The sequence below is a fragment of the Bombilactobacillus folatiphilus genome (assembly GCF_023380265.1).
Classification (GTDB): domain Bacteria; phylum Bacillota; class Bacilli; order Lactobacillales; family Lactobacillaceae; genus Bombilactobacillus; species Bombilactobacillus folatiphilus.
In genome coordinates, this window is sequence record NZ_CP093366.1 from 615,984 (window position 1) to 636,505 (window position 20,522).

26 protein-coding genes are annotated in these 20,522 nt (G+C 37.6%); 22 read left to right on the plus strand and 4 right to left on the minus strand.

Going from position 1 to position 20,522, the window contains the following annotated elements; translation table 11 throughout:
- Positions 1 to 3: 3 nt before the first annotated feature.
- Both MOO45_RS03170 and MOO45_RS03175 read left to right on the plus strand, forming a co-directional pair.
- On the plus strand, positions 4 to 1,122 hold the full coding sequence (locus MOO45_RS03170) for an ABC transporter permease (RefSeq protein ID WP_249514938.1): 1,119 nt from the start codon (positions 4 to 6) through the stop codon (positions 1,120 to 1,122).
- Entirely contained in the window at positions 1,109 to 2,254 is a 1,146-nt protein-coding gene (locus MOO45_RS03175; protein ID WP_249514939.1) for an ABC transporter permease, read from the plus strand. Before MOO45_RS03170 ends, MOO45_RS03175 begins: the two co-directional genes overlap by 14 nt.
- A gap of 7 nt (positions 2,255 to 2,261) precedes the next feature.
- Here MOO45_RS03175 and MOO45_RS03180 read toward each other — a convergent pair whose 3' ends face one another.
- Entirely contained in the window at positions 2,262 to 2,681 is a 420-nt protein-coding gene (locus MOO45_RS03180) for a MerR family transcriptional regulator (protein ID WP_249514940.1), read from the minus strand.
- Positions 2,682 to 2,835: 154 nt separating this feature from the next.
- Here MOO45_RS03180 and MOO45_RS03185 point away from each other — a divergent pair, with 154 nt between their 5' ends.
- Positions 2,836 to 3,519, plus strand: a complete 684-nt coding sequence (locus MOO45_RS03185) for a dihydrofolate reductase family protein (protein ID WP_249514941.1) — start codon at positions 2,836 to 2,838, stop codon at positions 3,517 to 3,519.
- Positions 3,520 to 3,577: 58 nt separating this feature from the next.
- On the opposite strand, the gene MOO45_RS03190 is transcribed toward MOO45_RS03185, so the two are convergent.
- Positions 3,578 to 4,219: an NAD(P)H-binding protein gene (locus MOO45_RS03190; protein ID WP_249514942.1), complete on the minus strand. Its 642-nt coding sequence runs from the start codon at positions 4,217 to 4,219 to the stop codon at positions 3,578 to 3,580.
- A gap of 93 nt (positions 4,220 to 4,312) precedes the next feature.
- Positions 4,313 to 5,662: a Mur ligase family protein gene (locus MOO45_RS03195; protein WP_249514943.1), complete on the minus strand. Its 1,350-nt coding sequence runs from the start codon at positions 5,660 to 5,662 to the stop codon at positions 4,313 to 4,315.
- A gap of 145 nt (positions 5,663 to 5,807) precedes the next feature.
- On the opposite strand from MOO45_RS03195, the gene MOO45_RS03200 reads away from it, so the two are divergent.
- The 19 genes from MOO45_RS03200 to MOO45_RS03290 all read left to right on the plus strand — a co-directional run bounded on the left by MOO45_RS03200 (position 5,808) and on the right by MOO45_RS03290 (position 19,877).
- Complete coding sequence (locus tag MOO45_RS03200; RefSeq protein WP_249514944.1) at positions 5,808 to 6,389, plus strand: thymidine kinase; 582 nt, start codon at positions 5,808 to 5,810, stop codon at positions 6,387 to 6,389.
- A 1-nt stretch (position 6,390) separates the two neighbouring features.
- Positions 6,391 to 7,488 (plus strand): peptide chain release factor 1, encoded by a 1,098-nt coding sequence (gene prfA, locus MOO45_RS03205; protein WP_249514945.1) that lies wholly within the window; start codon positions 6,391 to 6,393, stop codon positions 7,486 to 7,488.
- A gap of 22 nt (positions 7,489 to 7,510) precedes the next feature.
- Positions 7,511 to 8,308, plus strand: coding sequence for a peptide chain release factor N(5)-glutamine methyltransferase (prmC, locus tag MOO45_RS03210; protein ID WP_249514946.1), 798 nt, complete (start codon positions 7,511 to 7,513; stop codon positions 8,306 to 8,308).
- A gap of 8 nt (positions 8,309 to 8,316) precedes the next feature.
- A complete protein-coding gene (locus MOO45_RS03215) occupies positions 8,317 to 9,333 on the plus strand; it encodes an L-threonylcarbamoyladenylate synthase (protein WP_249515142.1) in 1,017 nt (338 codons plus the stop codon).
- Positions 9,334 to 9,346: 13 nt separating this feature from the next.
- A complete protein-coding gene (gene upp / locus MOO45_RS03220; RefSeq protein WP_249514947.1) occupies positions 9,347 to 9,976 on the plus strand; it encodes a uracil phosphoribosyltransferase in 630 nt (209 codons plus the stop codon).
- 118 nt (positions 9,977 to 10,094) lie between these two features.
- Complete coding sequence (gene atpB, locus MOO45_RS03225; protein ID WP_249514948.1) at positions 10,095 to 10,811, plus strand: F0F1 ATP synthase subunit A; 717 nt, start codon at positions 10,095 to 10,097, stop codon at positions 10,809 to 10,811.
- Between the two features lie 15 nt (positions 10,812 to 10,826).
- Positions 10,827 to 11,036 (plus strand): F0F1 ATP synthase subunit C, encoded by a 210-nt coding sequence (atpE, locus tag MOO45_RS03230; protein WP_249514949.1) that lies wholly within the window; start codon positions 10,827 to 10,829, stop codon positions 11,034 to 11,036.
- A gap of 39 nt (positions 11,037 to 11,075) precedes the next feature.
- The gene (gene atpF / locus MOO45_RS03235; RefSeq protein ID WP_249514950.1) at positions 11,076 to 11,597 is read left to right on the plus strand and encodes a F0F1 ATP synthase subunit B; all 522 of its coding nucleotides are present in this window, start codon (positions 11,076 to 11,078) and stop codon (positions 11,595 to 11,597) included.
- Positions 11,584 to 12,129 carry an ATP synthase F1 subunit delta gene (gene atpH / locus MOO45_RS03240; protein ID WP_249514951.1) on the plus strand — a complete coding sequence of 182 codons (546 nt, stop codon included), beginning with the start codon at positions 11,584 to 11,586 and terminating at the stop codon, positions 12,127 to 12,129. Before atpF ends, atpH begins: the two co-directional genes overlap by 14 nt.
- Positions 12,130 to 12,153: 24 nt before the next feature.
- Positions 12,154 to 13,677, plus strand: coding sequence for a F0F1 ATP synthase subunit alpha (gene atpA, locus MOO45_RS03245; protein ID WP_249514952.1), 1,524 nt, complete (start codon positions 12,154 to 12,156; stop codon positions 13,675 to 13,677).
- Between the two features lie 15 nt (positions 13,678 to 13,692).
- The gene (locus MOO45_RS03250) at positions 13,693 to 14,616 is read left to right on the plus strand and encodes a F0F1 ATP synthase subunit gamma (protein ID WP_249514953.1); all 924 of its coding nucleotides are present in this window, start codon (positions 13,693 to 13,695) and stop codon (positions 14,614 to 14,616) included.
- Between the two features lie 17 nt (positions 14,617 to 14,633).
- Entirely contained in the window at positions 14,634 to 16,085 is a 1,452-nt protein-coding gene (gene atpD, locus MOO45_RS03255) for a F0F1 ATP synthase subunit beta (protein WP_249514954.1), read from the plus strand.
- A gap of 17 nt (positions 16,086 to 16,102) precedes the next feature.
- Positions 16,103 to 16,531: a F0F1 ATP synthase subunit epsilon gene (locus MOO45_RS03260; protein WP_249514955.1), complete on the plus strand. Its 429-nt coding sequence runs from the start codon at positions 16,103 to 16,105 to the stop codon at positions 16,529 to 16,531.
- 91 nt (positions 16,532 to 16,622) lie between these two features.
- A complete protein-coding gene (locus MOO45_RS03265; protein ID WP_249515143.1) occupies positions 16,623 to 16,844 on the plus strand; it encodes a DUF1146 family protein in 222 nt (73 codons plus the stop codon).
- Between the two features lie 84 nt (positions 16,845 to 16,928).
- On the plus strand, positions 16,929 to 17,915 hold the full coding sequence (mreB, locus tag MOO45_RS03270; protein WP_249514956.1) for a rod shape-determining protein: 987 nt from the start codon (positions 16,929 to 16,931) through the stop codon (positions 17,913 to 17,915).
- A gap of 25 nt (positions 17,916 to 17,940) precedes the next feature.
- Positions 17,941 to 18,111 carry a DNA-directed RNA polymerase subunit beta gene (locus tag MOO45_RS03275; protein WP_249514957.1) on the plus strand — a complete coding sequence of 57 codons (171 nt, stop codon included), beginning with the start codon at positions 17,941 to 17,943 and terminating at the stop codon, positions 18,109 to 18,111.
- Positions 18,112 to 18,117: 6 nt separating this feature from the next.
- Complete coding sequence (gene yidD / locus MOO45_RS03280; protein ID WP_249514958.1) at positions 18,118 to 18,411, plus strand: membrane protein insertion efficiency factor YidD; 294 nt, start codon at positions 18,118 to 18,120, stop codon at positions 18,409 to 18,411.
- A gap of 11 nt (positions 18,412 to 18,422) precedes the next feature.
- The gene (locus MOO45_RS03285; RefSeq protein WP_249514959.1) at positions 18,423 to 18,659 is read left to right on the plus strand and encodes a DUF2969 family protein; all 237 of its coding nucleotides are present in this window, start codon (positions 18,423 to 18,425) and stop codon (positions 18,657 to 18,659) included.
- 12 nt (positions 18,660 to 18,671) lie between these two features.
- Positions 18,672 to 19,877: an FtsW/RodA/SpoVE family cell cycle protein gene (locus tag MOO45_RS03290; protein WP_249514960.1), complete on the plus strand. Its 1,206-nt coding sequence runs from the start codon at positions 18,672 to 18,674 to the stop codon at positions 19,875 to 19,877.
- A 72-nt stretch (positions 19,878 to 19,949) separates the two neighbouring features.
- Here MOO45_RS03290 and MOO45_RS03295 read toward each other — a convergent pair whose 3' ends face one another.
- A complete protein-coding gene (locus MOO45_RS03295) occupies positions 19,950 to 20,420 on the minus strand; it encodes a universal stress protein (protein ID WP_249514961.1) in 471 nt (156 codons plus the stop codon).
- Positions 20,421 to 20,522 lie beyond the last annotated feature (102 nt).

Here is a 20,522-nt window from a genome sequence, read left to right on the forward strand (position 1 = left end):
TTTATGAAACAATTAATTTTAGCCCGACTAAAAATGTTTGGTCATCAGCGAATCTTATTATTTTGGTTAGTTTTGTTTCCGATGCTTATGGGTATTTTGATGAAATTGGCCTTTGGAAAATTAATGAATCAAAATCAATCACCAAATGTTCAACCGATTGCTGTGGCAGTAGTAGGTCGCAATGAGCAACAGCAATTTTTGTACCAGACATTGATACAAACTAAACAAGCTAATCAACAAAAATTATTTCATGTTCAACATACTTCGGCATCGAAAGCAAAAAATTTGCTCAGACATCAACGAATTGCAGGTTACTTTCAGCAAAATCAACATCAAAAATGGACTTTGTATTTGATTGAAAAAGGTTTTGCGCAACAGATTTTACGCAACTTTTTAACGGCTTATTTACAAAATAATCATCAGCAGCAAATGCCGCAAAATTCCAGGCGCATTTCTTTGCGCCATTGGACATCCAGACTAGATCAAAAACGTCATTTTAATAGTTTTAGTTTTTATTTTTTTGTCCTGCTAGCGTTTACTATTTTAGATGGTTACATGTTGGGCTTGACTTTGGGTCGTGACGAACAACCTCAACAATCAGCGCTCGGGGTGCGTTTACGGGTCGGTCCCACCAGTTATTTAAAGATTTGGTTGAGCGATCTATTAGCGACTTGGCTGGTCTTTTATTTGTTGGTCTTATTGATCTTAGCCTTTTTTCATTGGGGTTTGGATATTCCGTTTGGCACACGCTGGGGTTGGTTGTTGTTGGTGATTGCACTGGGTTGTTTATTGTCAATTTCCGGCGGTCAATTATGGAATAAGCTTCTCGTTTCTAAAAGTTATGCACAACAGTCCAATCTTGGATTAGTAATTGTTTTGTGCGCAGCCATGCTCAGTGGCTTAATGGGGACGATTGATTTAAAATTTTGGATTGGGCAACATTTACCTTTATTAGGCAACATTAATTTGAATACACTTTTAGGTGACTGTTTTTATCAACTCTTCTTTTATCAAGATTTACAGCCGTTTTATACCAACTTAGCTTGGTTGATTGGCATTTTGTGTATCATCTTTTTAATTAATCTAATTTTGGAAAGGAAAAATGCGTATGAACATCTATAAAGTGACTTGGAAGCTCATATATAAAAATTTAGGAATCTTGTTTTTGGGCACAGTCGTTACTTTATTCATGATGATTTTTATTGCTCAAGATTTTATCAATTCCAAATCAAGTTTGGATGAACCTAAAATAGCAATTTTGGGTTGCAAGAAATCTATCACTGCCCGTAATTTGGCACAATATTTAACTCAACAGACAAAAATTCAGTCACTCAAAAAGCAGGCGAACGCTGTTGATGATGCTCTATACTATCGGCAAATTGATGGTGTAATTTATTTACCTTCTGACTTGCAACAGCAGTTACAGGCAGGACATCAGATTAAATTAAACACAAAATATGCTACTAATCAAGCAGCTTCGTTGGTGGATGGAATGGTTGATCAATATTTCAATACTTTGACTGCTTTCAAGCAAGCTAATCCACAATTTTCGTGGTCTCAGATTCTAGCTAAAACTCAAGCCAAGCTCAGACAAAAGGTGCAAGTGCGCTACGATCAAGCTTATGTTCAACAAATAAAGCAGGAAAAAGCATCCGCAATCTACAGTAGTTTGGCCTATGGAATTGCGCTCGTGATTTTGGATTTGTTTGGCACAGTTCGACTTAAATTTAATCAAACGGCAATTTATCGACGTAACTTTACTTCACCGCAACCGTTAAAGAAAATTAACGCGCAAATTAATCAAGCGCTGTTGAGTTATCTGATTTTGATTTCCTTGGTTTTTTTGTTTGTGAGCATGTTGTTTTCACAAGGATATTGGAATCAGCAAACGTTACTTTTCTGGTTGAATACAGGAATTTTTATCTTCACGACAATTGCGCTGGCTTCACTGTTGACCAGTATAGCTCAGCATCCGTATTCCATTACTGTTTTTGAGAATACCTATGTTTTAGGTTCGTGTTTTTTAGGCGGCGTTTTTGTTAATAATTCAGTTTTGCCACAGATTACGACGCAAATTGCTACGTTTACGCCAACGTATTGGTTTGTTCAGGCTAATGATGTCGTTGCCAGTCAAGTGCAATTGAGTGAATCGTTGCTGCAAAAAGATGGGATTTTACTTTTATTTGGCTTGGTCTTTTTCGTCCTACAAAAGCTATATGAGCATTTACAGAATCACCAAATGGTTACTAACTAAAAAGACTTTATTCTTGATGACCTAATTTTTGCAAATACTGCGCAAATTGTTCTTGATCAGAAATGATGCCGGCTTGTTTGGCTTCATACCAGTTAATTTTATCGTTTAAAATTTGCAGATGATGTTGAATATCTTCCAAGTTTTTCAAAAATTCAGCTTTCGTCTGTTTCAGCAATGCTAACCGTTGTGGAATAGTTTGGTCGCCTTGTGCCCGCCAATTAATATAAATTTTTAAATCTTTAATACTCATACCCGTTCCTTTTAAATGATCTAAAAATTTGAGCCAGTCTGCATCTTTGTCAGTGTAATAACGGTGACCGTTGGCGTGACGCTGCGGTTGAATTAGTTGTTCTTTTTCGTAGTAGCGTAACGTGGATTCGGATAAACCTGTTTTTTGGCTGAAAGTTCCAATTTCATAAGTTGTCATCAAAGTTTCTCCTTTATTTGTGGTTAACTTTAGGTGTTATTATAAATTGAATCATGACTAAATTGAATGCTTTAAATTAATTGACTTAAAGTCTACTTTAATTTTTATACTCGTAAAAAGATAGTCAAAAATTATAAGGGGAAGTGTTGTGATTATGGATCGTAGTAAGGTGATTGTGCATATGTACGTTTCGATTGATGGCAAAATTGATGGTCCGTATGGTAGTGGGGAGTCCAGTCGGTATTATTCTGATGAGTTGTTTAAATTAAGTAACGCTGACGGTAACGGACGACGAACGATTCAAATGTACGCGGCTTCAGGACAGCCGGATTTGAACCAATATGATATTCAGGGAATTGATTACACCGATTGGATCCCAGCTGTTCAAGCAGAAACTTGGTCGGTATCCTTTGATCGGTATGGTAAGTGCGGTTGGCAACAGAATTATTTCGCCTATAATGGACAGCAAATGCGCGCAATTGAAGTGGTGACCAAACAAGCTAGTAAACAATATTTAGCTTTTTTAAGATCTATGCAAATTCCATATTTGGTTAGTGGAAAAACTGAATTTGATTTGAATAATGTTTTGCAGAAATTAAAACGGTATTTTCAAATCGAAACTTTAGCTTTATGTGGTGGTTCCATGATTGATGGTGTTTTTTTGCAGGCACATCTTGTCGATGAGATTTCGCTAGTAGTGGCGCCGCATGTGAGTGGTGATAGTTCCCAAAAAGCTGCCTTTGATACTTTGGGTCAATTTGTAGATGATACTTTCCAGTTTCAAACGGCCAAAAAGTTGAGTGACGGTGGTGTTCATCTACTTTTTTCGAAAGAATAACATTGTAAAAAAAAACGATCTCTGTATAGAAATCGTTTTTTGTTCTAATAATAAATATTTAATACCAATCTGGTTTAGGTTTGTTTTCAGATCCGGGTTCCCATAAACCTACGCTTTGTTTCACATCGTTTCGTTTGCCAGTTAAATTGTCGATTACAAACTGCGCAATAGCTTTCCGCGAGATTTGAACCCCTGTAAAAGGTTCATTTTTAGGGCTAACCACATACGCGTTTTTCTCACCATTGTATAGCCAAGTCATGCGCATATAAGTGTAATCTAAATTACTAGCTTCGAGGACTTCGTTTCCGCGATTTTTAGCAGCTGTGATGCCTAAGATTTGTTGATTCCAAGACCAAAAAGGTTCAACCACTTCATTATCAACACCTAAAACGCCAGCTTGAATGATACGCTGAACACCATTTACTTCCATCGCTTGGACAACTAATTGTGTCGTGGACTTTTTGTCAAAATCCATGAAAACAGCATCTTGATTTTTCATAGCATGACTCAATTGTTTAAAGTCATTAGCATCACCAGTGATTTTTTGAACATTTTGGTACGGCAAATCGTCCGCATGTGAACTAAATAAAGTTAATTGTAATTCAGTTTGTTCTTTTAGCATCGGAATCAAATAGCGGGGAATTTGACCGCCAGCGCCAATAATTAGTAAATTTTTCGATTTAATCTCCTTCTTTCTCAATAAATTAACAGGAGTATACTCCCTCAAGTTAACTTGAAGGCAAGCGTTACGAACCAAAATGAAAACGCGCCTTGTCTAAATGAGGCACGTTTCTCAATCCAACATTTTTTGTTTGATATATCCCTGGTCAATTAATTTTTTTCGTAATTGCAACATAGCGGTGTAAGTTGCCAAAATATAAATTTTGTCGGTCGATTGCTGTTGGATTGCTTGTAAAAAAGAATCCAGACTTGCTTGATTACTCAATTTGTTTTCGGGTGTGCCTGCAATTTGAAAACGCAAATTAATATCTTGCCAACGTTCGCCACCGGTAATGACTTGACTAATCTGGTCAAAAGGTAGTTCCTCAAAATTACTATCCCAAATCCAACTGGTGTCAATCCCGTCAGCATAATTGGCATTTAACAGAAAGCCTAATAAATAAGGTTCTTTTTCAAAATTTAAGGTAGTAATCACTTGGTTTAAGCCAACTGGATTTTTAACTAAAATGATAGTTAATTGCTTTTGCTGCAAATTGATCACTTCTTGGCGTCCGAAAACTTGCTCGTTGTAACTAAAAGCTTCTTTAATTTGATTGGGCGAAACGGCGAACTCACTGCCCACCGCATAAGCTGCCAAGGCATTATAAATATTATACATACCACCAATATTAATGATAAAATCATTTCGATCAATACTAAAACTGGACTGGTTGGGCATTAACTCATCAACTTGAGTTACTTGATAATCCAAATTGGGACGTTGAAAATGACAGTTAGGGCAAAAATAATCGCCTAAATTAGCGTAAGTCAGCATGCGGTAGTGCATAATATGCTGACATTTGGGGCAAAGCACGCCATCAACATTAAAGTCCGCACGCAAATCTTCCTTAGCTTGTTCTTTATTTTGAAAACCATAATAAATTTTGGAATTAGGTAAATCCTCAACATTAAAAATAGCCGCGTCAGCGTTGATAATTAATTTAGCTTGTGGTGCCAATTTGATACCAGCACGAATTTTTTTCCAGGTTGTATAAATTTCACCATAACGATCCATCTGATCGCGAAAAATATTAGTTAGCACAAAAGCGCTGGGCGTCATGGCTTGACAAATAGCTTCTACATTAGCTTCATCAACTTCTAAAATCGCGATTTTGGCATTGCTACTGGACTGACTTAAAAAAGTCGTAGTGATCCCTTGAACCATATTGGAACCAGTGGAATTAGTCAAAACTTCATCGTATTTTTCTTGCAGAATTTTTGTAATCAAAGATGTGGTTAAAGTTTTCCCGTTTGTTCCAGTTACCAAAATCACTTGATAATCACGACTTAATTCCTTTAAGACATTTGGATCCAAGCGGTAGGCCAATTTGCCGGGCAAAGAACTACCGCGATGAAATATATTGTGCAAAATTTGATAAGACCAACGTCCGCAGAAAACAGCTAGTTTGGATTTTAAACTCATGAACAACCACCCATATTAATTAATAAAAAAATCATACCATAAATTCAATAATTACGGCGTGACAGAATGATAATTTATATAGAAGTTTTATTAGATTTGGGTATAATGGTAAACAGTGAATCTAAATATAAAGAGGTTTTTGGTAATGGCACAATTATTCTTTCGCTATGGTGCGATGAATGCGGGCAAATCTATCGAAGTCCTCAAAGTTGCTCATAATTATGAAGAGCAAGGCAAGCATGTCTTGTTACTGACTAGTGGTTTGGATAATCGTAATGGCGTGGGTAAGATTGCGAGTCGCATTGGACTGGAGCGAGATGCACGAGCTTTACAACGTGAAGAAGATTTGTTGGAAATTGTTCGAAAGCAAACAGATCCCATTTCTTGTATTTTAATTGATGAGGCGCAATTTTTAACGGAATCACAAGTTTGCCAAGCTGCCCATGTTGTGGATGATTTTAATATTCCAGTGATGGCGTTTGGTCTCAAAAATGATTCGATGAACAAGTTATTTACTGGTTCACAGGCACTATTGATTTATGCTGACAAAATTGAAGAAATGAAAACTATTTGCTGGTTTTGTGAGAAAAAAGCTACGATGAACTTGCGCATTACCAATGGTCAACCCGATTATGGTGGTGAACAATTGCATATCGGTGGTAATGAGTCTTATTATCCGGTCTGCCGTAAACACTATTGGCATCCTAAAATTGAAGGTGAAAGCTAAAATGGATAAAGTATTTGATCAATTAGAAGGTTTAGTGGAACGCTTTGAAGAATTACAAGAAATGATGAGCGATCCCGAAATAATTAGTGATACACCGCGTTATTTGAAAATTTCTAAAGAAGCAGCTAGTATGCAAGAAGTTGTGGAGCAGTTTCAAAAATATCAACAATTAAAATCGGACATTGCTGAAAGTCGTGAAGTTCTGAGTGAAAGCCACGACGCTGAGCTGGAAGAACTTGCTAAGGAAGATTTGGCAGAGATGGAACCACAATTAACAACAATTGAAGAAAAAATTAAATTGTTGATGATTCCTAAGGATCCTAATGATGATAAGAATATTATTATGGAGATTCGGGGGGCTGCTGGTGGTGATGAAGCTAGTTTGTTTGCTGGTGACTTATTAAATATGTATGAACACTATGCTGAAAATCAAGGTTGGAAGTTTGAAATTATTGACGAAACCAAAACGGAAGTCGGCGGTTTTAAAGAAGTTGCGATCATGATTACGGGACAAAATGTCTATTCCAAACTCAAATTTGAAAATGGCGCACACCGAGTTCAGCGCATTCCAGCGACAGAATCTGCCGGACGGGTGCATACTTCAACAGCAACCGTAGCTGTCATGCCAGAATATGATGAAGTGGATTTAGAAATTGATCCTAAAGATATTCGTGTGGATGTTTATCGCTCTTCTGGTGCTGGTGGTCAGCACATTAACAAAACTTCTTCGGCGGTACGGATGACGCATTTGCCAACCGGAATTGTTGTTGCAATGCAGGATCAGCGTTCTCAACAACAAAATCGGGAAAAAGCGATGCAAATTTTGCGTTCTAGAGTTTATGACTATTATGAATCACAGAATCAAAGTAGTTACGATGCCGAACGTAAGCAAGCTGTCGGTACCGGTGATCGTTCAGAACGTATTCGCACTTATAATTATCCACAAAATCGTGTGACAGATCATCGAATTGGTTTGTCGTTAAATAAACTAGATAAAATCATGGGTGGTCAATTAGATGATGTGATTGATGCTTTGATTTTGTCTGATCAAACACAGAAATTGGAGCAGATTCAAGATGGTTCCACCAAATTATACTAACGCCCTCCAATGGGCTTTTTTAATGCTTCAAGATCTAAAACAAGGAGCAGAGGTTGCACAATATTTGCTGTTAGAATTGACGCATTGGACCCCAACGCAGTTGCAGTTCCATGCTCAAGATCAATTAACGGCGCAGTTATGGTCACAATATCAAATGGTGGTTCAAACTGCGCAAACTGGACGTCCACCGCAATATATTTTGGGTGAAGCCTGGTTTTATGGACGACAGTTTCATGTTAATAAAGATACATTAATTCCACGTCAGGATAGTGAAGCGATGATTGCCCAAATTTTACAGGATCAATCTACGGGCAGCTTGCTGGAATTAGGAACAGGTTCCGGAGCCTTAGCCTTAACTTTGGCGTTGGAAGGACATTATCAAACCGTTACAGTGACTGATATTAGTGATGGTGCGCTGGCGGTTGCGGCACAGAATGCACAAAAATGCCAAGTGTCATTGAATCTTCTTCTAGGAGATTTGTTTGCTCCAGTCAAGGACCAGCAATTTGACACAATTGTGTTTAATCCTCCGTATATTAGTCGTGTGGAGACTTCTTATATGGATCAATCAGTGTTAGATTTTGAGCCCCATCAGGCACTGTTTGCTCCTGAAGATGGTCTTCAGTATTATCGTTTGATTTTTGCTGAATTTCAACAATATCTAACGCCCAATGGTCGACTTTATTTAGAATTTGGCTTTCAACAACAAGCAAAAATTAGTAAAATGTTTCAAGAACAGGTAACAGGTTACCAGTTAGATTTTTATCATGATTTAGCTGGTCAACCACGATTTCTTCGAATCCAAAGTGAAAAGAGGTGAGACAATTGTTGGAAACAAAGATGTTTACTAAAAATGATATTGCTCAAGCAGCAAAACTATTGGCTGAGGGGCAATTGGTGGCGTTTCCTACGGAAACAGTTTATGGTTTGGGTGCTGACGCTACAAATCCCCAAGCAGCAGCGGCGGTCTATCAAGCAAAAGGGCGTCCTAGCGATAATCCGTTAATTGTTCATGTTAATAGTGCTAATATGGTTTGGCAGTACGCTGCTCCAACTTATCAAAATGTTGCGACAAAATTAATGCAGACCTTTTGGCCAGGTCCATTAACCATTATCTTGCCTGTTGCTCAAGATAAATTATCTAAAACGGTGACTGGTGGTTTACAAACAGCTGCATTCCGCATGCCCGATAATCAGTTAACATTACAACTAATTACGCAGTTAGGTAAACCTTTAGTAGGGCCTTCAGCCAATACGTCAGGTAAGCCGAGTCCTACTTTGCCAGAGCATGTTTATCATGATTTACATGGCAAAATCGCAGGGATTTTGGCAGACGGTCCAACGCGTGTAGGTTTGGAATCAACAGTCCTAGATTTGACCAGTTCAGTGCCTACAATTTTGCGTCCGGGCGCCTTAACCCAAGAACAGTTAGCGCAAGTTATTGGTACAGTTCAAAGTAGTCATCATAAAGTTCAAGCGGGTGAAATTCCTAAGGCACCGGGCATGAAATATAAACACTATGCGCCTAAGGCTCAAGTTGTGATTGTTGATCATCCTAATGATTTTGAAGCGGCATTAACTTGGGTGCAACAGACAACGAAAACTTTTGCAGTCATGGCAACTGATGCAATTTTACAAAAATTAGATCTGTCCCAGGCAACAGCCACGTTTTCGTTAGGTGATTCATTAGAATCAGCTAGTCATTTATTGTTTGCTGGCTTGCGGCAATTTGATCTGAATGAAGATATTGAGTATATTTTGGCTCAAGGTAGTGATGATCAAGATTTAGGCATTGCTTATATGAATCGTTTGAACAAATCTGCAGGTAATAATCATTTTAAATAATAGGAGGACAATCATGTCTAAATTTACAGTTTTAAACCACCCTTTAATTCAACACAAATTAACAATTATTCGGGATGAAAACACTGGTACGCGGGTTTTTCGTGAAGTTGCTAATGAAATTGCCGAATTAATGGTTTATGAAATTACCCGGGATTTGCCACTAGAAGATAAAGAAATTCAAACACCGATGGGCAAAACGGTGCAGAAAGTTTTAGCTGGTAAAAAATTGGCAGTTATCCCGATTTTACGGGCTGGTTTGGGCATGGTCGATGGTGTTTTGGAAATGATTCCAGCTGCTAAAGTAGGCCATATTGGGATGTATCGAGATGAAAAGACATTACAGCCACATGAATATTTTGTTAAATTACCATCTGATATTGATCAACGTGATTTATTTATTGTTGATCCTATGCTAGCAACAGGTGGTTCGGCGAATATGGCAATTTCTGCTTTGAAAAAACGTGGTGCCAAAAATATGCGTTTAATCGTTTTGGTTGCCGCTCCGGAAGGGGTCAAAGCTGTTCAAAAAGAGAATCCAGATGTGGATATTTATGCAGCAGCTTTGGACGAAAATATCAATGAAAATGGTTATATTTATCCAGGATTAGGTGATGCTGGTGACCGGTTATTTGGTACCAAATAAATTTTAATTCTGTGAAAAAATTCCTTTAATTTTGAGACTTTTGGTGGTAATCTAACCGTATGCCATACTTTTCTAATGGCAGTTATGAAAAATTGTTGAAAGGGAGGAGTTGTGCCGGTTGGATGAATCATATCCACTTGTTTCAATTGGTGGTTTGACTTTTAGTGTGACGAACTGTTTGTCAACATTAATTGCGGCTTTAGTTGTTTTTTTTGTGTTTTTCTTTATGTCGCGTAAGATTACGATGCGTCCGGGAAAAGCGCAAAATATGTTGGAGTGGATTGTTGATTTTACTAATGGAATTGTGAAATCCTCATTTCCTGACAAGAATGAAGCACGGCCATTTATGCTTTACGCATTTGTGATGTTTGCCTTTATCTTTGTTTCTAACCAACTAGGGTTAATCTTTGAGATTATTGTTGGTGGCAAAACTTATGTTAAGTCGCCGACGTCAGACCCGATTGTGACTTTAAGTTTAGGAACCATTACTTTGGTTTTGGCGCATTATTTTGGTGTTAAAAAATTAGGTTTCGGTGGTTATCTGAAATCTTACTTCAAACCTATTGCACTTTTATCACCAATTAACCTGCTGGAAGAATTTACTAACTTTTTAACTTTGTCTTTACGGCTGTATGGTAATATTTTTGCTGGTGAAGTATTGTTGAGCTTGATCACAAAACAATTAGCACCGTCGTTTGGCGTTTGGAGTTATTTATTTTCTCTACCATTAAATATGGTTTGGCAAGGATTTTCGGTATTTATCGGAGCCATTCAGGCTTATGTTTTTGTGGTCTTATCCACAGTTTATATTTCTGAAAAAGTAGTAAGTGAATAATTGGAGGTATTATAAATGAAATTTTTAGCTGCAGGTATTGCTATAGGTTTAGCTGCCTTGGGTGCATCTTATGGTAATGGACACGTTATTTCCAAAACAATTGAAAGTATGGCACGTCAACCTGAAATGGTTAGCAAATTACAAACAACAATGTTTATTGGTGTTGGTTTAATTGAAGCTGTTCCTATTTTGGCCGTAGTTATTGCTTTTGCGTTAGTATTTTAATGATTAATTAAAAATTAATAAGAAAGGGATGACGCGGTCATGCAACCAGAATTATTATTAGCGGCTCATTCCTCATCGTTGGGTGATTCCTTATTTGTTTTAGTTTCATTTTTGCTTTTGTTGCTTTTGGTCAAGCATTTTGCTTGGGGTCCGATTACGAAAATGATGGATCAACGGGTTGATAAAATTACTGGCGACTTGGACTATGCTGACAATGAACGTAAGGAAGCTGAGCAGTTGAAGCAAAAACGTGCTTCAGCTTTGAAGGATTCTAAAGCTGAAGCCGTACAAATTGTTGCCGATGCTAAAAAATCTGGTGAAGACCAACGTAGTACTATCGTTGATCAAGCACATACAGAAGCTCAAGATATTCATCAACGTGCTCAAGCTGATGCTAAGCAGGCCAAGGTTGATGCCATGAAATCGGTGCAACATGATGTTGCTCAATTGTCTGTTGATATTGCAACGCAGATTATTGGTCGTGAATTATCAGTTTCTGATCAGCAAGATTTAATCGACTCATATATTAAGGAGTTGAATCCTAGCCATGAAACTAAATAAAGATGAAATTGGCCGACGCTATGGTAGAGCTTTATTTGAATTTGCAAGTGAACAAGCACAACAAAAAGCCATTTTGGATGAGCTTGTAGCAATTGAACAAATTTATGAACAAGTGCCCGATCTGGGCAATATTTTAACGGATGCGCGTTTGTCCAGTTTGGAAAAACAAAGTTTGTTGGATCTGATTCAAAAAAATGCAAGTTCTATTATGCAGCATTTTTTACAATTGCTATTTGATTATCGTCGACTAGATTGTTTGTCTGCAATTAAGGACTTCTATCAAACGTTGTATGATCAAGCTGACAGTATTTATGATGCGACTGTCACTTCAGCGATTGACTTAAACACAAGGCAAAAGAATTTGTTGATGCAAGCAATTGCCCAACAATTTGGAGCTAAAAAAGTGCGATTAGAAATTCAAATTAATCCAGAAATTATGGGAGGATTAATTATTAGAGTCGGGGATCAAATTATTGATGGTAGTGTGGCCTCTCGACTGAAGAAAATGAGTCAAGCCTTACTGAATAGTTAATTTAAAAGTATAGAGGTGAATTTAATGAGCATCAAAGCTGAAGAGATCAGTTCTTTAATTAAAGAACAATTAAAAAATTATCATGATGATCTTGAAGTTGAAGAAATTGGGACTGTGACTTATGTTGGTGACGGAATTGCCCGTGCTCATGGATTGGATAATGTAATGTCCAATGAATTGTTGGAATTTACCAATGGCTCATTTGGAATTGCTCAGAACTTGGAGTCCACTGATGTCGGAATTATTATTTTAGGTAAATTTGACGACATTCGTGAAGGCGATAAAGTTAAACGAACCAATCGAATTATGCAAGTACCAGTTGGTAAAGAATTGATTGGTCGTGTAGTTAATCCACTCGGTCAACCAGTCGACGGCTTGGGTAAAATTGCCACCGATAAAACTCGTCCAATTGAGACACCTGCACCGGGCGTTATGGATCGGCAATCTGTTAAGGAACCGTTACAAACGGGTTTGAAAGCTATTGATTCTTTGGTGCCAATTGGTCGTGGTCAGCGTGAGTTGATTATTGGTGATCGTAAGACTGGTAAAACTTCAGTAGCTATTGATACAATTTTAAATCAAAAAGATCAAAATATGATTTGTATCTATGTTGCTATTGGTCAAAAAGAATCAACAATTCGGGCTCAAGTGGAAACTTTGCGTAAAATGGGTGCAATGGATTATACAATTGTTGTCGAAGCTGGTCCTAGTGAACCAGCACCACTATTATATATTGCTCCTTATGCTGGCGCCGCGATGGGTGAAGAGTTTATGTATAATGGTCAACATGTGCTAATTGTTTATGATGATTTGAGTAAGCAGGCAGCAGCTTATCGTGAGATTTCGTTATTGCTCCGTCGTCCACCTGGGCGTGAAGCTTATCCAGGCGATGTGTTCTATTTACATTCACGTTTACTGGAACGAGCTGCTAAGTTGAATGACAAATTAGGCGGTGGTTCGATGACTGCTTTGCCAATCATTGAAACGCAAGCCGGCGATATTTCTGCTTATATTCCAACCAATGTCATTTCTATTACTGACGGACAAATTTTCTTGCAAAGTGATATGTTTTATGCCGGTAATCGGCCGGCTGTTGACGCGGGAACTTCCGTTTCACGTGTTGGTGGTGATGCCCAAATTAAAGCAATGAAAAAAGTTGTTGGAACTTTGCGCTTGGATATTGCATCATATAATGAATTGGAGTCATTTGCACAATTTGGTTCCGATTTGGATGAAGCTACTCAGTCCAAATTAAATCGTGGTCGTGTAACGATGGAAGTTTTGAAACAACCCTTGCATGATCCGATTCCAGTAGAAAAACAAGTTGTGATTTTCTACGCTTTAACGCACGGATTTATTGATAACATTGCCGAAGATAAGGTTTTAGATTATCAAAATCAATTGTTTAATTACTTTGACGGCAATTGTGCTGATTTGTTAAAAGAAATTAAAACAACCGGACAATTACCAGATACTAAAAAAATGGATAGTGCAATTAAAGACTTTACTGATGGTTATCAAGCTAACCTGGATAATCAGGATCAATAGTGGGGGGAATGACTAATGGTTGAATCCTTAATGGATATTAAGCACCGGATTGCTTCAACTAGAAAAACTGGTCAAATTACTCATGCTATGCAAATGGTTTCTGGTTCTAAGTTGATGCAAATTGAAAAAAGCTCTGCTGCTTATCAACTTTATGAGCAAAAGATTAAAGAAACGATGGGACATTTGGTTGCTAGTAAAATTATTAGCAGTTATAGTGGTGCAGAATCATCCAAAAGTGGTTTGTCGTTAGATCAGTTGCTGAAATCGCGCCCAGTTAAAAAAACAGCTTATATGGTTATTACCTCTGATCGGGGCTTGGTTGGCAGCTATAATTCAACGATTTTAAAAGCAATGATGGAACTATTTACCAAAAATCATGGTAATGACAAATCACAATTTACGATTATTGCAATCGGAGGTACCGGGGCCGATTTCTTCAAAAAACGTGGTTATGACTTGGCTTATGAATATCGCGGTGTGGAAGATGTACCCACGTTTGAAACAATTTCGAATTTGGTACAGGCCTGTGTTGAATTATTTGATGATGGCGCATTTGATCGTTTGGTACTTTGTCATAATCATCACGTTAATTCATTAACTTCAGCTTTTACGACAGATGAATTATTGCCGATTTCTACGGATGTGGCTGATGCTAATGATTTAGAACATCCTAAATTGTTAGAAGAATACATTGTTGATCCGTCGGTTGAAACAGTTTTGGAAAAAGTGGTTCCGCAATATGTGGAGTCAATCGTTTTTGGTTCTATTATGGATGCTAAAACGGCTGAACATGCTGCTTCAATGACTGCGATGCGGACCGCAACCGATAATGCTGATGATTTAATTGCAGATTTATCCTTAAAGTACAATCGGGCACGGCAGTCGCAGATTACGACAGAAATTACCGAAATTATCAGTGGCGCTGCAGCCTTAGAATAAAGGAAGGAGTTGTTTGAATGAGTCAAGGAAAAGTCGTTCAAGTAATTGGACCAGTTGTAGACGTTTCATTTCCGCTAGATGGCTCCTTGCCGGACATCAATAATGCCCTGACAGTTGAAACTAGTCAAGGAAATAAAATTACGCTGGAAGTTTCATTGGAATTAGGCGATGGTGTGATGCGAACCATCGCGATGGCAGGAACTGATGGCTTACAAAGAGGCACCGTTGTCGAAGATTTGGGTCATCCAATTAGTGTTCCAGTTGGTGATGTAACTTTGGGGCGTGTGTTCAATGTTTTGGGAGATCCAATCGATAATGGTGATGCGATTGATCAGGATGTTCAACGCGAAAGTATTCATAAGGAAGCTCCTAAATATGAAGATTTGAGTACAACTTCTGAAGTTTTGGAAACTGGGATTAAAGTTATTGATTTATTAGAGCCTTACTTGCGCGGTGGAAAAGTTGGTTTGTTCGGTGGTGCTGGTGTTGGTAAAACAGTTTTAATTCAAGAATTAATTCATAACATTGCTCAAGAACATAACGGTATTTCTGTTTTCACTGGTGTTGGTGAACGAACTCGTGAGGGTAATGATCTTTACTATGAAATGAAAGAATCCGGAGTTCTGGCCAAGACAGCAATGGTCTTCGGTCAAATGAACGAATCACCTGGTGTGCGGATGCGTGTTGCTCTGACTGGTGTAACCATGGCAGAATACTTCCGTGATGTTGAAGGTCAAGATGTCTTGTTATTTATTGATAACATTTTCCGGTTTACTCAAGCTGGTTCAGAAGTTTCAGCTTTGTTAGGTCGGATGCCTTCAGCTGTTGGGTATCAACCAACTTTGGCGACAGAAATGGGTCAGTTGCAGGAACGGATTACTTCCACTAAAAAGGGTTCGATTACTTCAATTCAAGCTGTTTATGTGCCAGCGGATGATTATACAGATCCAGCGCCAGCTACGGAATTTGCGCATTTGGATGCTACTACGAACTTGGAAAGAAGTTTGACGCAGCAAGGAATTTATCCAGCTGTTGATCCGCTGGCTTCAACTTCTAGTGCATTAGATCCAGAGATCGTTGGTCAAGAACATTATGCGGTAGCTACCGAAGTTCAACATGTTTTGCAACGGTATCATGAATTACAAGATATTATCTCTATTTTGGGAATGGATGAATTGTCTGATGAGGAAAAACAAATTGTTGCTCGCGCACGGCGAATGCAATTTTTCTTATCACAAAATTTCCATGTTGCAGAACAGTTTACCGGTCAACCTGGTTCATACGTTTCCATTAATGATACTGTTAAAGGTTTCAAAGAAATTTTGGCTGGTAAATATGATGATGTTCCCGAAGATGCTTTCCGAAGTGTGGGTACGATTGAAGAAGTCTTAGACAAGGCTAAACAAATGGGCTATCAACCTGATAGTGAAACAACTGCTAATTCGCAAGAGGCAGATGTTGCTAGTTAAACATTAGGAGGCTGATTATGGAAGATACAGCTGTAATGGTTGTTAACATTATCACACCTGATGGTCAAGTTTATTCGCATCATGGCAAGCGTGTTGTTGCGCGAGCTACAGATGGTGATTTAGGTATTTTGGCCAACCACTTGCCGATTATCGCGACTTTAAAAATTGCGGAAGTGCGAGTCTTGCGGGCTGATAATGATAATCATGAAGATGCAATTGCTGTGAATGGTGGTTACTTGGAATTTAAGGACAACGTGCTGAATATCGTCGCTGATAGTGCTGAACGGGCACGAAATATTGATTTGAGGCGTGCACGTTATGCTAAAGAGCGTGCTGAAGAAGAAATTAAGCATGCTAAAACAGTCCAAGATATTGATGAAGTTCAACGAGCACAAGTTGCCCTAGCACGAGCAATTAATCGAATTCAAGTTTATAATCATCGTTAAAATCCTCTTTTAAATAAGAGGATTTTTCTTTTATTCATGGTATGATACTATAGAATTACTGGAAGTTATAAGGAGAAATTTTTTGAAACAAGTGGGAATTCAAAATCTATTAATTATTTTTAGCCATCTTTTCTTTATTTGGCTGGCGTTTTTAGCTGTACAGACCTTAGATTGGGATCGAGTTTTGCACGTACACACAAATAATTGGGGCAAAATTTTAATTGTCTTTTTAGCTATTGCACTAGGCTATAATGTTAGTTCATTTTTCATTAGTTTCGTCCAAGCGTTCCAGAATTTGATTTTTATGTTATAGGGATTTTTAATTGTGTTATTACGCAATTAAAGAGTGGAGATATGGTATAATCCTATTTTATGAAGACTTTTTGGGAGGCTGAAAATGGCGAAATCTATTGGAATTGATTTAGGGACAGCTAATGTTTTGATTAATGTTCAGGGCGAAGGAATTGTTGTTAACGAGCCATCGGTAGTTGCAATTAATACAGAAAATCATGAATTATTAGCGGTTGGTACCAAAGCATATCAAATGGTAGGGCGGACACCAGGTAATATTCAAGCCATTCGTCCGTTAAAAGATGGTGTCATTGCTGATTTTGATATTACGGAAAAGATGTTGCAATATTTTATCAATGAAATTGATATTAAAAGTCGCTTTTCACGTTTAACGATTATGATTTGTTGTCCAACTAACATTACGTCCATCGAGCAAAAATCAATTATTGAAGCCGCCGAACAAACTGGTAGTAAAGATGTGTATCTGGAATTAGAACCTAAAGTAGCAGCCGTGGGAGCTGGCATGGATATTTTTAAGCCACAAGGTAATATGGTAATTGATATCGGTGGCGGAACCAGCGATATTGCTATTTTGTCTATGGGAGATATTGCTGTTAGCAAATCAATGCGGTTGGCTGGCGATAAGATGAATACTGCCATTCAAAATTATGTTAAAACTCAAAAAAATATTATTATCGGTGAACGTACCGCTGAAGACATCAAGAAACAAATTGGTTCGGCTTTTGAGCCCGATCCTACTAATGAAATGACAATTCGGGGTCGTGATATTGCTACTGGTCTGCCGGTGACGGTCACTATCTCAGAAGTAGATACTCAAAAAGCATTGACTGATATCTTGTCTTCAATTATTGATGGTGTTAAATCTGTTTTGGAACAGGCTGAACCCGAGTTATCTGCAGATATTATTGATCGTGGAATTATGCTAACGGGCGGTGGTTCCTTGATTAAGGGAATTGATAAACTTTTTGCTCGTGAGTTACAGGTTCCAGTTCTCATTGCTGAAGATCCGTTAGATACTGTTGCTAGAGGGACGGGAATTTTGTTAGAAAGAATTGCTGCAGGTAATAAATAAGAAGTGTTAGGAACTTGTGATATTCATGAATAAGTCGTACGGTAACCATTTAGTCAAAAATATTTTCAAAATTATTCTGGCATTTATTCTGTTATTTATTGTTGGAATGATGGTAGGTGCTTTGATAGGCGGTGGCAATATTTTGACGCCGCTATTACCAAAGACGTGGGTTCATATTTTTCAATTTATGAAGTGATACAAGATGTCTAATTTATTAATTAAGTTTGTACACTTTTATCAAAAATTTATCTCACCCATATTTCCTCCAAGTTGTCGTTATTATCCGACTTGTTCTAGTTATATGATTCAAGCAATTGAAAAAGTAGGTAGTTTTAGAGGATTCATAATGGGGATTGCGCGCATTTTACGCTGTCATCCTTTTATTCATGGTGGTTTTGATCCAGTACCCGATCATTTTACGATTTTTCGTAATAAATATCCGGAAAAATATGAAGATGAAATTATTGCAAAACGATTTCATCCTAAAAAGAATTAAACGAGGAAAAAATGAGAACAAAAGAACGTAAATTTAATGTAAATTTATTAGAGATCAGTGCAACCAGTTGGAAAGTGGTCATTGATAAAAAAAATCATGAACAGACAATTGCACGGATTGAACAAGTTGATCAAAAGCACTTTGAAGTCAATTTAATTGACGATACTAATGCCACTAAGTTAGTTGCTACCAATTTAAATGAAGCAGTAAATAGTGCACTAATGCAGTACAACTTGCATTTAAATTAGGAGCAAGAGTTAATGGGGTTAAGAAGATCGAAAATTAAAGTTGATGATGAAAATCCGAGAATTGATTATGGTGTTATTTTTTCGGTAATGGTTTTAGCATTAATTGGTCTACTATCAATTTATGTTGCGGCTTCACATGATTATCGCGGCAGTGGTCCTTGGCGTATGGTAGTTTCGCAAATGCTTTGGTATGTAATTGGAGCAATCGGAGTTTTTGTGATCATGCATTTTGACGCGGAACAATTGTGGACAATTGCACCTTATGCGTATTGGGCAGGTATTGGCTTATTAATTGCCGTGTTATTTTTTTATAGTCGCGAGTATGCCATGCAAACCGGCGCCCGAAGTTGGTTTGCTTTAGGTCCCTTGTCGTTTCAACCATCTGAAATAATGAAGCCTGCGTTTATTTTAATGTTGGGGAGAGTCGTGACAATTCATAACCATACTTTTCCCATCCATACATTAAGAAATGATCTGCGCTTAATTGGAAAAATGGTTTTATGGTCTATACCAGTCATTGTCTTGATGTTATTGCAAAAAGATTTTGGTACCATGTTGGTCTTTTTAGCCATTTTGGCTGGCGTTATTTTGGTATCAGGAATTGATTGGCGGATTCTATTATTTTTAGGTGCATTAGTTGGTATTTTGGGTGGTGGCGCCATTTATTTGGTAGTAACAGGCGAAGGTCGGCAAATTTTGGCTAGCATTGGTTTTCATGCTTATCAGTTTGAACGGATTGATTCATGGTTAAATCCGTCAGGTGATACGTCGAATTCCAGTTATCAACTTTGGCAAAATTTAAAGGCAATTGGTTCCGGTAAATTGATTGGCAAGGGTTTTAATCACTCGAATGTGTATGTTCCTGTGCGGGAATCTGATATGATTTTTTCTGTTATCGGTGAAAATTTTGGATTTATTGGCTGTTGTGCATTAATTATGGTTTATTTTTTACTAATTTCGCAAATGGTCAAGGTTACGTTTGATACTAAAAATGAATTTTATGCCTATGTGTCAACAGGTATTATTATGATGATTTTGTTCCATGTTTTTGAAAATATTGGAATGAGTATTGGACTGTTACCAATGACGGGAATTCCGTTGCCATTTATCTCACAAGGTGGTTCGGCTTTGTTAGGTAATATGATTGGCATCGGGATGATTATGTCGATGCGTTATCATTATAAAAGTTATATGTTCAGTAGTGATGATTTTAAATAATAAAAAAAGAGTTTCCATCAAGATACTTTCCTGGTTCGGAAGTTATTTTGAATGAAAACTCTTTTCTTTTTATTACTTTTTATGATTGATTTTTTGACCGTCAAGGTTAGTTCTCACGACCATTACATCACATGGAGCATTGCGAGTAACAAATTCAGTTACAGAACCAATCAATAGTCTTTCAACAGTGTTTAAGCCAGTGGCACCAATCATAATTAAGTCAATTTGATTGTCAATGGGATACGTACGGGCAATGGTAGTTTTTGGAGCACCATATTTGATAGTTGTCGTAACATTTGCAATTCCACGTTTTAAAGCAGTTTGTTCATATTTATTGATAGTTTCTTGAGCGGTTTGCGAAATTTTTTCCACCATAGAAGAATCAAAGCTAGAGACATCCTGAAAAGCACGCGTATCAATAACATGTAAAATGTGCAAGTCGGCTTGATTACGCTGGGCTACTTCAATTGCTTTATTAAAAGCCGTTTCCGCTTCATACGAGCCGTCAATGGGAACTAGAATATTTTGATAATTTTGTAACATAAGCATTTCCTCCACATCTATTTAAAGATTATTGTAAATGACTTTGGACAAAATTGCACAAATATTTATTTACATAATTGACCTGTGATAACTGGAAAAATT

What these genes read in the sequence shown, in the direction of transcription:
- MOO45_RS03170 (WP_249514938.1), top strand. Translation starts at nt 4, where the DNA reads ATGAAACAATTAATTTTAGCCCGACTAAAAATGTTTGGTCATCAGCGA.
- MOO45_RS03175 (WP_249514939.1), top strand. Translation starts at nt 1,109, where the DNA reads ATGAACATCTATAAAGTGACTTGGAAGCTCATATATAAAAATTTAGGA.
- MOO45_RS03180 (WP_249514940.1), bottom strand. Translation starts at nt 2,681, where the DNA reads ATGACAACTTATGAAATTGGAACTTTCAGCCAAAAAACAGGTTTATCC.
- MOO45_RS03185 (WP_249514941.1), top strand. Translation starts at nt 2,836, where the DNA reads ATGGATCGTAGTAAGGTGATTGTGCATATGTACGTTTCGATTGATGGC.
- MOO45_RS03195 (WP_249514943.1), bottom strand. Translation starts at nt 5,662, where the DNA reads ATGAGTTTAAAATCCAAACTAGCTGTTTTCTGCGGACGTTGGTCTTAT.
- MOO45_RS03200 (WP_249514944.1), top strand. Translation starts at nt 5,808, where the DNA reads ATGGCACAATTATTCTTTCGCTATGGTGCGATGAATGCGGGCAAATCT.
- prfA (WP_249514945.1), top strand. Translation starts at nt 6,391, where the DNA reads ATGGATAAAGTATTTGATCAATTAGAAGGTTTAGTGGAACGCTTTGAA.
- prmC (WP_249514946.1), top strand. Translation starts at nt 7,511, where the DNA reads ATGCTTCAAGATCTAAAACAAGGAGCAGAGGTTGCACAATATTTGCTG.
- upp (WP_249514947.1), top strand. Translation starts at nt 9,347, where the DNA reads ATGTCTAAATTTACAGTTTTAAACCACCCTTTAATTCAACACAAATTA.
- atpE (WP_249514949.1), top strand. Translation starts at nt 10,827, where the DNA reads ATGAAATTTTTAGCTGCAGGTATTGCTATAGGTTTAGCTGCCTTGGGT.
- atpF (WP_249514950.1), top strand. Translation starts at nt 11,076, where the DNA reads ATGCAACCAGAATTATTATTAGCGGCTCATTCCTCATCGTTGGGTGAT.
- atpH (WP_249514951.1), top strand. Translation starts at nt 11,584, where the DNA reads ATGAAACTAAATAAAGATGAAATTGGCCGACGCTATGGTAGAGCTTTA.
- atpA (WP_249514952.1), top strand. Translation starts at nt 12,154, where the DNA reads ATGAGCATCAAAGCTGAAGAGATCAGTTCTTTAATTAAAGAACAATTA.
- MOO45_RS03250 (WP_249514953.1), top strand. Translation starts at nt 13,693, where the DNA reads ATGGTTGAATCCTTAATGGATATTAAGCACCGGATTGCTTCAACTAGA.
- atpD (WP_249514954.1), top strand. Translation starts at nt 14,634, where the DNA reads ATGAGTCAAGGAAAAGTCGTTCAAGTAATTGGACCAGTTGTAGACGTT.
- MOO45_RS03260 (WP_249514955.1), top strand. Translation starts at nt 16,103, where the DNA reads ATGGAAGATACAGCTGTAATGGTTGTTAACATTATCACACCTGATGGT.
- mreB (WP_249514956.1), top strand. Translation starts at nt 16,929, where the DNA reads ATGGCGAAATCTATTGGAATTGATTTAGGGACAGCTAATGTTTTGATT.
- MOO45_RS03275 (WP_249514957.1), top strand. Translation starts at nt 17,941, where the DNA reads ATGAATAAGTCGTACGGTAACCATTTAGTCAAAAATATTTTCAAAATT.
- yidD (WP_249514958.1), top strand. Translation starts at nt 18,118, where the DNA reads ATGTCTAATTTATTAATTAAGTTTGTACACTTTTATCAAAAATTTATC.
- MOO45_RS03285 (WP_249514959.1), top strand. Translation starts at nt 18,423, where the DNA reads ATGAGAACAAAAGAACGTAAATTTAATGTAAATTTATTAGAGATCAGT.
- MOO45_RS03290 (WP_249514960.1), top strand. Translation starts at nt 18,672, where the DNA reads ATGGGGTTAAGAAGATCGAAAATTAAAGTTGATGATGAAAATCCGAGA.
- MOO45_RS03295 (WP_249514961.1), bottom strand. Translation starts at nt 20,420, where the DNA reads ATGTTACAAAATTATCAAAATATTCTAGTTCCCATTGACGGCTCGTAT.